The organism is Leucobacter chromiireducens subsp. solipictus, from assembly GCF_016758195.1.
Taxonomy (GTDB): domain Bacteria; phylum Actinomycetota; class Actinomycetes; order Actinomycetales; family Microbacteriaceae; genus Leucobacter; species Leucobacter solipictus.
Window position 1 is genome coordinate 737,282 of record NZ_QYAC01000001.1, and the last position, 12,315, is coordinate 749,596.

General features: G+C 70.0%; 10 protein-coding genes. 7 read left to right on the forward strand and 3 right to left on the reverse strand.

Features of this window, described 5'->3' with window-relative positions:
* Positions 1-44 precede the first annotated feature (44 nt).
* Entirely contained in the window at positions 45-2,633 is a 2,589-nt protein-coding gene (locus tag D3230_RS03425; protein ID WP_202343574.1) for an ATP-dependent helicase, read from the reverse strand.
* Positions 2,634-2,743: 110 nt separating this feature from the next.
* Between D3230_RS03425 and D3230_RS03430 the strand changes: the two genes are divergently transcribed.
* Positions 2,744-3,757 carry an asparaginase domain-containing protein gene (locus D3230_RS03430; RefSeq protein WP_237466670.1) on the forward strand — a complete coding sequence of 338 codons (1,014 nt, stop codon included), beginning with the start codon at positions 2,744-2,746 and terminating at the stop codon, positions 3,755-3,757.
* A 67-nt stretch (positions 3,758-3,824) separates the two neighbouring features.
* On the opposite strand, the gene D3230_RS03435 is transcribed toward D3230_RS03430, so the two are convergent.
* On the reverse strand, positions 3,825-4,847 hold the full coding sequence (locus tag D3230_RS03435; RefSeq protein ID WP_202343576.1) for a glycerophosphodiester phosphodiesterase family protein: 1,023 nt from the start codon (positions 4,845-4,847) through the stop codon (positions 3,825-3,827).
* Between the two features lie 147 nt (positions 4,848-4,994).
* Here D3230_RS03435 and D3230_RS03440 point away from each other — a divergent pair, with 147 nt between their 5' ends.
* Positions 4,995-5,837: a Bax inhibitor-1/YccA family protein gene (locus tag D3230_RS03440; RefSeq protein WP_202343577.1), complete on the forward strand. Its 843-nt coding sequence runs from the start codon at positions 4,995-4,997 to the stop codon at positions 5,835-5,837.
* A gap of 357 nt (positions 5,838-6,194) precedes the next feature.
* Here D3230_RS03440 and D3230_RS03445 read toward each other — a convergent pair whose 3' ends face one another.
* Complete coding sequence (locus D3230_RS03445) at positions 6,195-7,559, reverse strand: aspartate aminotransferase family protein (protein WP_237466671.1); 1,365 nt, start codon at positions 7,557-7,559, stop codon at positions 6,195-6,197.
* A gap of 122 nt (positions 7,560-7,681) precedes the next feature.
* Here D3230_RS03445 and D3230_RS03450 point away from each other — a divergent pair, with 122 nt between their 5' ends.
* The 5 genes from D3230_RS03450 (at position 7,682) to D3230_RS03470 (ending at position 12,216) form a co-directional block, all read left to right on the forward strand.
* Entirely contained in the window at positions 7,682-8,755 is a 1,074-nt protein-coding gene (locus D3230_RS03450; protein WP_202343578.1) for a phosphotransferase enzyme family protein, read from the forward strand.
* Positions 8,752-9,399 (forward strand): GntR family transcriptional regulator, encoded by a 648-nt coding sequence (locus D3230_RS03455; protein ID WP_202343579.1) that lies wholly within the window; start codon positions 8,752-8,754, stop codon positions 9,397-9,399. Before D3230_RS03450 ends, D3230_RS03455 begins: the two co-directional genes overlap by 4 nt.
* Positions 9,400-9,442: 43 nt before the next feature.
* On the forward strand, positions 9,443-9,820 hold the full coding sequence (locus D3230_RS03460; protein WP_202343580.1) for an iron chaperone: 378 nt from the start codon (positions 9,443-9,445) through the stop codon (positions 9,818-9,820).
* A gap of 60 nt (positions 9,821-9,880) precedes the next feature.
* The gene (locus tag D3230_RS16305) at positions 9,881-10,420 is read left to right on the forward strand and encodes a helix-turn-helix domain-containing protein (protein WP_202343581.1); all 540 of its coding nucleotides are present in this window, start codon (positions 9,881-9,883) and stop codon (positions 10,418-10,420) included.
* Between the two features lie 230 nt (positions 10,421-10,650).
* A complete protein-coding gene (locus tag D3230_RS03470; protein WP_202343582.1) occupies positions 10,651-12,216 on the forward strand; it encodes a Na+/H+ antiporter NhaC family protein in 1,566 nt (521 codons plus the stop codon).
* Positions 12,217-12,315: the final 99 nt, after the last annotated feature.

A 12,315-nucleotide genomic window follows, 5' to 3' on the forward strand; every position in this document is an offset into this window, starting at 1 on the left:
CGGTGGCCTCGGCGCCGCCGGTCTCGCCGTGCCGAGGGTGTCGACTACTCGACCTTGCTGATCGGTGCGAGCTTCACGAGGAGCTTGCGCTCGCCAACCGACTCGAAGTCCACGTGCGCGATGCGCTTGGTGCCCGCCCCCGTGAGCTGCACCACCCGGCCCTCACCGTACTCGTCGTGCCGGACCCGGTCGCCCACCTCGAGTGCGAGGTCGCCGTTGTCGCGGCTCCCGAGCCCAATCGTGTTCGGGAAGCCGCCGCCCGCCGCCTGCGCGGCCTTCGCCGCCCGCTTGCGCTCCCGCCACTGCTCAAGCGCGGACTGCATGTTTCCGCTCGCGGGCTCCGACACCGCGGCCGCCCCGGATCCGCCCCCGCTCCCGAAGGAGACCGCGGACTCTGTCCGGCCGCCCCGTGAGCGGGATCCCGCGGCACCCGGCCGCGAGGGCGCGTTCAGCGCGCGGGAGGCCGTGCCCCCTCGGCTCGTGACTTCGCCCGGCGACTGCCGCCAGTCGATGAGCCCCTCCGGGATTTCTTGCAGGAAGCGGGAGGGCATCGCGACCGACACGTCGCCGAAGGTGGCGCGGGTCGACGCGAGCGTCAGATACAACCGTTCACGGGCGCGCGTGATGCCGACGTACATGAGTCGCCGTTCCTCGTTCACGCCACCGACCTCGTCCACGGACATCTGGTGTGGGATCAGTCCTTCTTCGACGCCGGTGATGAACACGGCCGGGTACTCGAGGCCCTTTGCCGTGTGCATGGTCATCAGGGAGACCGTGCCACTCGAATCGTCGAGATCGTCCGCTGCGGCGACCAGGCTGACCTCGGTGAGGAACGCGAGGAGCCCGGCACCCGGCTGCTTCACGTCGAATTCGCGGGCCACGGCGAGGAGCTCCTCAAGGTTTTCGGCGCGCGCGTCATCCTGCGGATCCCGCTTGGCCCGGAGCTTTTCGATCATCTCGGTTTCGTCGAGGATGAGCTTGAGCACGTCGCCCACCGGGGCCGGGGCCTTCTCCTCCGGGGCCTCGCCGGGCTCGGCGATCACATCGGTGGTGCCGCCGCCCGCGGCCATGCGCGAGGCGCGCACGAGCAGTTCCCCGAGTCCCAGGATGGCACCGCGCACCTTGGGTCCGAACGAGAGTTCCGAGGCCCGCAGGAGGGCGTCGTGCAGGGAAATCCCCTCGGCCTCCTGGAAGTTGGCAAGCTGCGCTTCGGCCATGGGGCCGATCCCGCGCTTGGGGGCGCCGAGGAGGCGCGACCACGCGATCGGGTCGTAGGGGTTCGCGATGCTCGTCAGGTACGCCATCGCGTCCTTCACCTCGGCCCGCTCGTAGAACTTGGTGCCACCGAGCACCCGGTACGGGATCGCAGAGCGGATCAGCAGTTCCTCCAACGCACGGGTCTGCGAGTTGGTGCGGTAGAACACGGCGATGTCGTTGTAGTCGAGGCCCCCGCGGTGCAGGTCCTCGATCTCTTCCGCGACGAAGCGGGCCTCGTCGTGCTGCGAGTACCCGGTGAAGCCGACGATCTGTGCCCCGTCGCCCTCCGAGGTCCAGAGGTTCTTCTCCTGGCGATCGAAGTTGTTGCCGATCACGGCGTTCGCGGCGCTGAGGATGTTCTGGGTGGATCGGTAGTTCTGTTCGAGCTTCACCACTTCGGCCCCCGCGAAGTCGCGCTCGAACTCAACGATGTTGCGGATGTCCGCGCCGCGGAACGCGTAGATCGACTGGTCCGAATCGCCCACCACGGTGAGGCTGGCACCGGGGATCTGCCCCGTCGCGTCGAGTTCCCGCTCCCGCACCGGCGGCACGAGCTGCCCGATCTGCGCGAGCGGCACCGGCCGCGTGAGCTCCCGGATCAGGGAGTACTGGGCGTGATTCGTGTCCTGGTACTCGTCGACCAGGATGTGCCGGAAGCGGCGCTGGTACACGGCGGCCACGTCCGGGTGGGCGCGGAACAGGTGCACGGTCTGCCCGATCAGGTCGTCGAAGTCGAAGGCGTTCGCCCGCCGCAGCTCCTGTTCGTACATGCGGAAGATCTCGACAAACAGGCGCTCCCGCGGATCGGACTCGTTCATGGTCGCCGCGTACGCGTCGACGTCGGTGAGTTCGTTCTTCAGGCGCGAGATCTTGGAGCCCGCGTTCGCCGGCGTGAAGCCGTACGTGTCCGCGTCGAGCTCCTTGATGATGCGCTTCAGCAGCGCACGCGAATCCGCGGAATCGTAGATCGTGAAGCCCGCCACGTAGCCGAAGCGTTCCGCCTCACGGCGCAGGATCCGCACACAGGCGGAGTGGAACGTCGATACCCACATGCCCTCCGCGGCGCTCCCGAGCAGCCCGCCGATGCGTTCCCGCATCTCCGCCGCGGCCTTATTCGTGAAGGTGATCGCGAGGATCTGGCTCGGCCAGGCTTCCCGCTCGCGAATCAGGTGCGCGATCCGGTGCGTGAGCACCCGCGTCTTGCCGGATCCGGCACCGGCCACGATCAAGAGGGCCGGGCCGCGCGCGATCACGGCGCGTTCCTGCGCGGGGTTCAGCCCGTCGAGCAACGGGTCACCGCCGCCGTCGCCCGACGCACCGCCGCCAAAGGCGCCGCCGACGGGGGCACCGGGATCCAGAAGTTCGAACTCGCTCATCGTGGCTCCAGTCTAGGCGGGACCCCCGACACTCAGGTCCCGCGCTCCACAGGGAGCGGCCCGGGCGGCCGAATCTGTGGAACCGGGCGTTATCGGCCACAATGGAAACCATGTCTGCCGCTGCCTCGTCCTCCCGCTCGGTCCTCGTATTCGCCACGGGCGGCACGATCGGGAAGCGCGCGAGCGAGAACGGGCTCGCGCCGGATCCCGATTTTCCCGAGGTGCTCGAGCAGATCGTCACCGGCATCTGCGGCCCGCTCGGGATCACGCCGCGCATCAACCACCTCCTCCCGCCGATCGACAGCGCGAACGCGGACTCGGACACCGCCCCCAAGATCGCGCGCGCGATCCGGGCCCGCGTGCGGACGCACCGGCCGCGGGGCGTCGTGATCACGCACGGCACCGACACGCTCGCCTTCACCGCCTCCCGGCTCGCCTTCGAACTCGCGGACCTCGGCGTCCCGGTGGTCATCACCGGCAGTCAGCTGCCACACGGGGCCGCAGACACCGACGCGATCGATAACCTCTCGCTCGCGATCCGGGCCGCCGTGCGGGCCGCTCCCGGCTCCCCGGTCGCGGTCGCGTTCGGCGGCGACCTCCTTCCGGCCGTCCGCACCACCAAGCACGACAGCCGCGCGCTCTCGGCGTTCCGCGCCGAGGCGCCCCTCGCCCGCGGCGCGCACGGCATGCCGGGAACGCCCACGGGCGGCACCCCCGAAACCATCCGGGCCGCCCGGATCCTCACGTTCCGGTTCGTCCCGGCGGTCACGGTCCTCGACCTGCAGGCCGCCGTTGGCGGGCGGCCCGACGGCCTGATCCTCGAGTGCTACGGCAGCGGGAATGCGCCGATGGCCCGGCTCGGCATGGCCGGCGTGCTCCGCGACATCGGGGCCGAGATCCCGGTCGTCGCGATCACGCAGTGCGCGCTCGGCGGGGTCGAACTCTCCCGCTACGCGGTGGGTCACGAGCTCGCGAAGGCCGGCGTCATCGACGGCTCGGACCTCACCGTGGAGGCCGCGACCGCGAAGCTCGGCTACCTGCTCGACGCCGGGTGGCACGGGCCCGAACTCCGCGCACTGATGGAGCGCAACCTCGTCGGCGAGTGCGCCGGCTCGTCGCGCTGAGAGCCCGGAACCCGCGGGCGGCTCTCGCCGCCGCGGGCGGATCCGGCACCCGCGAACGGGTCCGGGACTACGCGGGGAGTTCGCGCAGCGCCACGCCGAGGTCCGGGTGGTCCACGAAGATCCCGTCGACGCCGGAGCGCAGGATCAGGCCGAACTCCCCCTGCCAGTCGCCCCACTCCGCGCCGCGCAGCGACGACTGGAAGCGGACGTTCAGGAACCGGTTCTCCGGGCGCAGCGTCCAGGTGTAGACGAGCAGGCCGCGCGCGTGCGCCCGCGCCACGAGATCGGTGTGGCCCGTGGCACGCCCGAGCGCGTTCACCCGGATCAGGCTGCCCTTCGCCACGCTGATCCCGTCCACCCGCTGCGCGAGAAAATCGAGGCCCGCGTCGCTCCGATACCAGGCGTAGCTCCGGCTCGGCCGTCCCGGCTGCGGCTCGTCGGGAGGGGTCCCCATCCGTTCGGTCAGGTACACGAGCGTGCCTCGCACCCGAGCGCGGCTCAGGCTTTCGAGCACGCCCAGCTCGAAGGATTCGATGATGAGTTGCTCCGGGCGCGCGTCCCAGCCGGTGGCGGCAAGCTCCGCGAGCAGCAGTGAAGCGATGTCGAGCCCGGCCTGCAGCAGGAACTTCGCGTGCTTGATCTCCACCACCACACGCTTCGGCTGCCCCGACGCCGCCCCCGCCTCGTCGACGATGCGCAGCACATCCCGCAGTCGCAGGATCGGCTCGCTGTCGTCGTAGTCGCGGTTGTCGGGCCGCACCTTCGCGAGCCGCTCGCGGCAGCGCAGCCGCGACAGCTCGTCCCAGGTGAAGTCCTCGACGAACCAGCCGGTGTGTTTCTTCCCGTCCACGACCTTGGTGGTGCGGCGCGCGGCAAACTCCGGGTGATCGGCGACGTTGGTGGTCCCCGAAATCTCGTTCTCGTGCCGCACGACCAGGACCCCGTCGCGGCTCGCCACGATGTCCGGCTCGACGGCGTCGGCTCCCAGCTCGAACGCGAGGCGGTACGCCGCCGCGCTGTGCTCCGGACGGTAGCCCGGAGCACCTCGGTGCCCGATGATGAGCGGCCCCCCGGCCGCGCGCGTTGACATAGATCCAGCGTAGGGCACGGTGCGTCGATGCCGCCGCGGTCGGCCGCGAGTACGCCCTGCACGAACAGCCGACGAAGTCACAGCCGCCCCGAAGCCGCGAATCGATAAACTGGACCCACTCCAGACGCCAGGAAAGGATTCCGACGCATGAGCAACCCGGCTCTCAGCAACAACCCAGCACTGAACGGCAAGACCCTCAGCGCTGACGAGCTGCGCCGCATTTACGATCAGCCCGCTGCGCAGACGCAGCGCCCGGGCATCGACACCCCGGTCGAACAGGCAGGGTTCGGCGGCGAGCAGCCGCCGGTCATCACGCCCTCCGACCGGCCCATGACCTACGAGAACACGATCTCGAAGACGGTGATGCTCTTCATCATCGTGCTCGCGCTCGGTGCCGTGGGCTGGTTCTTCCCGATCCTCGCCCTCCCCGGTGCGATCGCCGGCCTCGTGCTCGGCCTCGTCAACGCGTTCAAGAAGGAGCCGAGCGTTCCGCTCATCGTCTCCTACGCCGCCGCACAGGGCCTGTTCCTCGGCGGCATCTCGGGGATCTTCGAGGCCCAGTGGCCCGGCATCGTGTCCCAGGCCGTCATCGGCACGCTCGCCGTGTTCGGCGTGACCCTGCTGCTGTTCCGCAGCGGCAAGGTGCGCACGAGCCCCCGCATGACCAAGATGGTGCTCATCGCCATGGTTGGCTACCTCGTGTTCTCCGTCGTCAACATGATCCTCATGTGGACCGGCGTGAACTCGGACCCGTGGGGCCTGCGCGGCGTGCAGCTCTTCGGGATCCCGCTGGGCGTCATCATCGGCGCGCTCGCGATCTTCCTCGCGGCGTACTCGCTGGTCATGGACTTCGAGCTCATCCAGAACGGCGTCCGCAACCGGGTGCCCGAGAAGTGGGCATGGTCCGCGGCCTTCGGCCTGATGGTCACGCTGATCTGGCTGTACGTGGAGATCCTGCGCCTGCTCGCGATCCTGCGCGGCAGCGACTAAGCACACTCCTCGGTGGGGGCTCGGCTACGGCCGGGCCCCCACTGGCGTGTTCGGGCACCGTTCACCCCGCCCGCCACGCACTTCGCGCCCCATACCAGGCGCAGCGAGCCCCCCACCCCAGGCGCAACGCGCGCCCCACACCACGCGCACCGCGCGCCCCACACCACGCGCACCGCGCGCCCCACACCGCGCGCACCGCGCGGCGCGCACTCCCCCGCCAGCGCCCTCACGAACGCGCCGGAGATTCACGGATTTCGAGGAGATTTTTCGCGTTATGCGCCCGTGGCCGCAGAATCTCCGTGGCTTTCGTCGGCCTGGCGGGGCCGGATCGCCGCGTGAACCGGCCCGGCCCCGAAACTACCGGGTTGCGCGCAGGGCCGCGGCGAAGCCGTCCAGGAAACGCTCCGCGTCGGCCTCGGTGAACACCAGGGGCGGCCGGATCTTCAGCACGTTCTCCCCCGTCCCTGACGCGCTAACCAGGATCCGGCGTGCTCGGAGCTCGTTCACGATCCCGAGCGCCGCTGCCGGATCCGGCCTTCCCTCGCCGTCCACCATTTCCACGCCCAGGAACAGCCCCGCCCCGCGGACCTCTGCAACGCGCTCGTCCCCGGCGCTCGCCGCGCGCAGGCCATCCGCGAGCAGCGTTCCCAGCCGTGCGGCGTGGGCGAGCAGTGAGCGGTCCTCGAGCTCATCGAGCACGGCCCCCGCCGCGGCGACGCTCACCGGGTTTCCGCCGAAGGTGTTGAAGTAGCGCACCTCCGCGCCGAAGCGATCAAACAGCCCGGGAGATCCGATGACCGCGGAGATCGGCATCCCGTTGCCCATCGGTTTCCCGAGCACCACGAGATCCGGCACGAGCCGGTGGCGCGCGAACCCCCACCATGCCCCGGTGCGCCCGAAGCCGGGCTGCACTTCGTCGGCGATGTACAGTCCCCCGGCGGCCCGAACGAGTTCGGCGGCCCGGCCGAGGAACCCGCGGGGTTCGAGCCGCAGGCCGTCACTCGAGAGCACCGAGTCGACGATCATCCCGGCACACGGGATCCCGCGCGCCGCGAAGCTCGCGATCGCCGCGCGCACTTGCGCGAGCCACACGTCCTCGGCTGCGGCACCCCCGGGCCCGTGCACCGAGTCCGGGGCGTCGAGGAGCGCCACGGTGTCCGGGATCGGGTTCCCCGGCCCCAGGCTCGGCGAGATCGCGGCGGCGGCGGCCGTGGTGCCGTGATAGGCATTGCGGGTGATGATGATGCCCTCGCCGCCCGTCGCGTGACGGGCGATCCGGAGCGCCAGGTCTACGGCCTCGCTGCCGGTGCACGCGAAGATTGCCTGCGTCAGCGGCGCGGGGAACAGCGCGGTGAGTCGTTCCGCGTACTCGATCACGCCGTCGGTGAGGTAGCGGGTGTGCGTGTTCAGGGTGCCCAGCTGCGCGGTGACCGCCTCCTGCACCCGCGGATTGCTGTGCCCCACGACGGGCACGTTGTTATACGCGTCAAGGAAGTCGTTGCCGTCGGCGTCGAACAGGTGTGCCCCGTGCGCCCGCACCGGGTGCAGCGGTTCTCGGTAGAAGAGACGGTACGGGCGGCCCAGGACGCGCTCGCGACGTCGGATCAGCTCCCGATCCGACGCGGCGAGTTCGGTGCCGGCCGCGGCGTCGTAGCCGTTGACCATGACCGAGCGTGACGCGGCCGGATCGGAACCGGTGACTCGGGCTGCCTGCGATGTCATGCCGTGCACTCCTCACACTTCCGAGAATTTCTCAGATTGGTCACCAATATAGGCTAGATTGTGAGAAATGTCCCGGGATTGCTCAGCACTGTAGCGGCGTCCCCTCAGCTATCGGAGGTGTCATGCGCCCGCGCACCCTGTCTCTGGACCCGAGCGAAGCCGCTGCGCTCCTGCTCCGCACCCACGGGATCGCCACCACCGCCCCGTTGCAGCCGCTCGGCAGCGAACTCGCCAGCACCTTCCACGCCCACGGGATCCTGCCCGGCGGGGCGCCGGCGGAGCTGGCGGTCAAGATCCAGGCCTCCGACTCGGACGAGACGGCCGTGCAGCGCTGGCGGGCCGAAATCGCCCAGCGCCTCGCCGACGCGGGTGCCCCGGTTCCCGCCACCGTTCCGGCGCAGGACGGCACCCTGCTCGGCTCCGAGGCCCGACGCGACAGCGAGCCGGGCGGATCGGAGGAGCGGGTCGCCGTGACCGTCACGCGCTGGATCCCGGCGACGCCCTACGGCGCGCTCCGGGCCGGGATGTCCGGCCCCGACCTCAACACGACCGCTTTCGGCTTCGCGCTCGGGGCGGAGGCGGCGCGCATGCAGCAGACCCTGGCCGCGGCGCCCCCGCCGCCACGCGCCATCACCCACACCTGGGCGGCCGAGACGATGGATGCGGTCATCCAGGCCCACCTTCCCGACGTCACCAGCCCCCGGGTGCGCCGTATCGCAGCGGCCGCCCGGGCGCTCCTCGCCCGCGAGGTCGCGCCGCAGGCGGCACGGCTCCCCCGCGCGCTGGTGCATCAGGACCTGCACGACTCGAACGTTCTCGCCGATTCTGCGGGCCGCGTCGCGGCAATCCTTGACTTCGACGACATGCTCGTGGGCTGGCGCGTCGCGGAGCCGAGCATCGCCGCGGCCTACCTCGCGCGGCACGCCGCCGACCCCGCCGCGGCCGTCGCGGCGCTGGCCGCCGGCTGGGAGTCGATCCTGCCGTTCACTCCCGCCGAGCGCGCGGTGTTCCAGCCGCTCGTGCTCGCCCGGCTCGCGCTGAATATCACGGTGTGGCACGTTCGGCTGGGGCACGACACCGCGGGATCGGCGGACGGGGATCGTGCGGACTACGCCGAGCTCCGGTCCACGGGTTCCGAGCAGACCTTCGACGACCTGTGTCACGCCTGGGGCGTCGCGGAGGGGGCGAGCGCATGAACTCGCCGACCGCCGTCGCGGCCACGCTCCGCGACCAGATCCTCTCGCTCACGCGCGCCCCAGGGACCCCGCTGCGCGAGGTCGCCCTGGCGGAGGAGTTCGCGTGTTCGCGCCGCACGGCCCGCGAAGCGCTACAGCTCCTGGCCCGCGACGGTCTCGTGACCCACGAGCAGCATCGCGGGGCCGCGGTGCGCGAGTTTCAGGCGCAGGACATCCGCGATCTCTACCGCGTGCGCCGCACGCTCGAGGGCCAGGGCGCGATGGCGTGTGCCTCGGCCGCCCCGGAGCTCCTGCGCGCCGTCGATGCGGCGTACGAGGATCTCGCCCGCGCGGCGACGGCCGGGCAGGACTCCGTCGGGCACGCGCTCGCCGATCTGCGATTCCACGCCTCCGTGATCGCCCTGATCGGGAGTCAACGCCTGAACGCGTTCTTCGCGCAGATCGCGGTCGAGATGGCCTATGCCATCCGCCTGATCCAACGGCTCGAAGTCGAAACCGCGACGTCTCCCGCCGACGTGCTGCTGGATCATGCTCGGATTCGTGACGCGGTGCTCGCGCGCAGCCCACTCGCGGCCCAGCGCGCGGTGATCGAGCACATCGAGGAGAACGAGCCGCGCCTGCTGCGACTCCTCGAACGGCGCTGAACATCCCGTGGTGCTCGGGCCCGCCTCGTGCGATACTCACTCCATGAGTAGCAGCGCAGCACCCGGGGCCGAGGTCACGAGCTACCTCACGACGCTCCCTGATCCGGATCGGACACGGATCGCGCAGCTGTACGCGCGTGTCCGAGCGCTCGCCCCCGATGCCACCGAGGGGCTGTCCTACGGGATGCCCTCGCTGTTGTACCGCGGCAAGGGCCTCTTCTCGGCGATGCAGACGCGGCATTACATCGGCGTGTACCCGCACGGCAACCTTGCGGAGCTCGCGGACGCGGTGGCCGCCGCGGGCCTCGGCAGCACGAAGGGCTCAATCCATCTGGGCCCGGGACAGGACCTCGACGACGAGCTCCTCGCGCAGTTGGTGCAGCGCCGGATCGCGCAGATCGACGCACGCGCGGGGCGGTAGCGCGGCCACACCGCGATCGCCCCCGAGCCCCGGGCACCCCGCGTGTGTCAGAATACTGGGGTGCTTGGCGAACGGATCAGGAATCGGCGACAGGAGCTCGGCCTGACCGCGCAGCAACTCGCGAGCGCCGCGGAGCTCTCCCCCGCGCAGGTGAGCCAGATCGAACGCGGCAACAATGATCCCAGTCTGGAAGCGCTCCGGCGGATCTCGCGTGCGTTACGCACCCCCCTCTTTGATTTCTTCTCTGATCAGACCGAACAACCGGTCCGCGTGGTGCGCGAGGCCGAACGGATGATCATCCGCTCACCGCACGGGGGCCTCTCGTACTCCCGGGTCTCACCCGGGAGCGGGCGCCTGGAGGTGCTCGCCGGGCAGTTGGAGCCGGGTGCCGCGTCCAGCGATACGCTGTGGTCGCACCCGCCCAGCGAGGAGTGCGTCCTGGTGTCACAGGGCACGCTCACGCTCGAAGTAGATGAGTCCATCGTCGAACTCGCCGCGGGCGACAGCGCCTACTTCGCGTCGGCGCACCCGCACCGCTTCGTGAACCGCACCGATCAGGTCGTGACCTTCACGATCTCGGTGACACCCCCGAGCTACTAGCGCCGAGGGCAGCTGCCCGCCGGTCGGGCAGCCTCCGCGTTCGGCCCCGGCCCCCGGGGCCGTGGCGCCCCCCCCTGGCTCGGTGCGGAGGGGAAACGGCGGCCGATGCGGCCACCCAGAATTTATTGGTGTTGAATTTCACTTTAGTTTGAGTAAACTCGGTGTCGCGTCCTCCCGTGACGCTTCCCGACCGAACTCGGGGTCAACCGCACTCAGATCAAAGGTGAGCTATGAGTCAAGACCGGGCTGCCACGCCCCTCACATTCCGAATCGGCCTCTTCGGTGCGTTCATCGCTCCGATCGTCTTCGTCGTCTCCACCATCCTTTTCTTCGTCGTGTTCCGTGCGTTCGATATGAACGCCCTCACCACCGCCGCCTTGATCGGGCTCTTCATCGCCGCGCCGTTCGCGCGGGGCTACGATTCGTTCTGGGCGGCCGCCGTGCGAGGCGTCTCCTCCCCGACCTCGATCACACTCATCCTGCTCCTGTTCTCGATCGGCCTGACCTCCTCCCTCATCAAGTCGACCGGCATCTCCGAGGGGTTCATCTGGCTCTCCCTCTCGCTCGGGGTGCACGGTGGCCTGTTCATTGCGATCACCTTCGCCGCGGTCTGTGCGATCGCGATGGCGACCGCGTCCTCACTCGGCACCATGTTCACGGCGTTCCCGATCTTCTATCCCGCAGGCTTCGTGCTCGGTGCCGACCCGGTACTCCTCGCCGGTGCCATCCTCTCGGGCGCGCTCTTCGGGGATAACCTCGCCCCCATCTCGGATTCAACGGTGATCTCATCCACCACGCAGCGCTACCGGACGCGGCCAGGCACCGCGGAGGTTCCGGGCGTCGTCGGCAGTCGCCTCCGCTACTCACTCACCGCCGCAGTGATCGCGTTCGCGCTCTTCCTCGGGATCGGGACCGCGGTCTCGCCCGGCAGTTCCGCGACCGCCGGTGCCTCCCCGTCCGACTTTTCGGCGCAGGGACTGTGGATGCTCTTGGCGGTCGTCGCGCTGCTCGCGACCGCCATCATGACCCGCAACATCTTCAAAGCGGTGACGGCCGGGCTGATCTCCGGCATCATCGTGGGGCTCATCAGCGGCGTCCTGACCCCCGCGGGGATCATCGGGGTCGAGAACGATGCCATCACCGGTTTTCTTGTCGGCGGTGTCACCAACATCCTCCCCATCATCGGACTGAACGTGGGGATCTTCGCCATGCTCGGGGTCCTCGAAAGCGCGGGGGTGCTCGACCGGCTGGTCGGCGCCGTCGTCTCGAGCGGTTGGGTCACCACCCCGCGACGCGCGGAGGTGGCGATCGGGGCGGGGATCCTGGCCACGACCACCCTGTTTGCCGGAGTCAACGGCCCGTCGATGCTGGTGTTCGGCCCAATCGCGGACCGAATCGGTGCACAGGTGGGGCTTCATCCCTACCGTCGCGCCAACGTCATGGATTGCTTCGCGCTCGGGCTCGGGAGCGTCGTTCCCGTGGTGAGCTCGTTCCTGTTTATCGCGAGCCTGCTCACCGCGGATCAGGGTCCTGCGCCGGCGCTCGACCCGATGTCGATCTTCACCGGAGCGTTCTATCCTCTGGTCCTCACCGTCGTGATCGGCGTCGCCGTGGCCACCGGCTGGGGGCGCCGCTTCGAGGGTCACAACGGCGCGCTCGAAACCGAGCAGTCCCGAGCCGTCATTGTCACGGCCGACCACGGCCTCGCCGGGGACGCCCCCAACGTCGACCCCGCGCAGGCACCCGGCGCACCCGCCCCCACCACAGCTTCTCCGAGCCCGCACGTCACACACTAAGGACACCTCATGCACACCACCGTTCCACCGCTCACCCCCGCGCAGTTCCGCGGCCTGTTTCCGGCACTCGATGACGCACCTCATTTCGCCTCGTGCAGC

Excerpts from the sequence above, each read along its gene's own strand:
- D3230_RS03455 (WP_202343579.1), top strand. The coding sequence starts at position 8,752 with ATGAACTCGCCGACCGCCGTCGCGGCCACGCTCCGCGACCAGATCCTC.
- D3230_RS03450 (WP_202343578.1), top strand. The coding sequence starts at position 7,682 with ATGCGCCCGCGCACCCTGTCTCTGGACCCGAGCGAAGCCGCTGCGCTC.
- D3230_RS03460 (WP_202343580.1), top strand. The coding sequence starts at position 9,443 with ATGAGTAGCAGCGCAGCACCCGGGGCCGAGGTCACGAGCTACCTCACG.
- D3230_RS03425 (WP_202343574.1), bottom strand. The coding sequence starts at position 2,633 with ATGAGCGAGTTCGAACTTCTGGATCCCGGTGCCCCCGTCGGCGGCGCC.
- D3230_RS03430 (WP_237466670.1), top strand. The coding sequence starts at position 2,744 with ATGTCTGCCGCTGCCTCGTCCTCCCGCTCGGTCCTCGTATTCGCCACG.
- D3230_RS03435 (WP_202343576.1), bottom strand. The coding sequence starts at position 4,847 with ATGTCAACGCGCGCGGCCGGGGGGCCGCTCATCATCGGGCACCGAGGT.
- D3230_RS03445 (WP_237466671.1), bottom strand. The coding sequence starts at position 7,559 with ATGACATCGCAGGCAGCCCGAGTCACCGGTTCCGATCCGGCCGCGTCA.
- D3230_RS03440 (WP_202343577.1), top strand. The coding sequence starts at position 4,995 with ATGAGCAACCCGGCTCTCAGCAACAACCCAGCACTGAACGGCAAGACC.
- D3230_RS03470 (WP_202343582.1), top strand. The coding sequence starts at position 10,651 with ATGAGTCAAGACCGGGCTGCCACGCCCCTCACATTCCGAATCGGCCTC.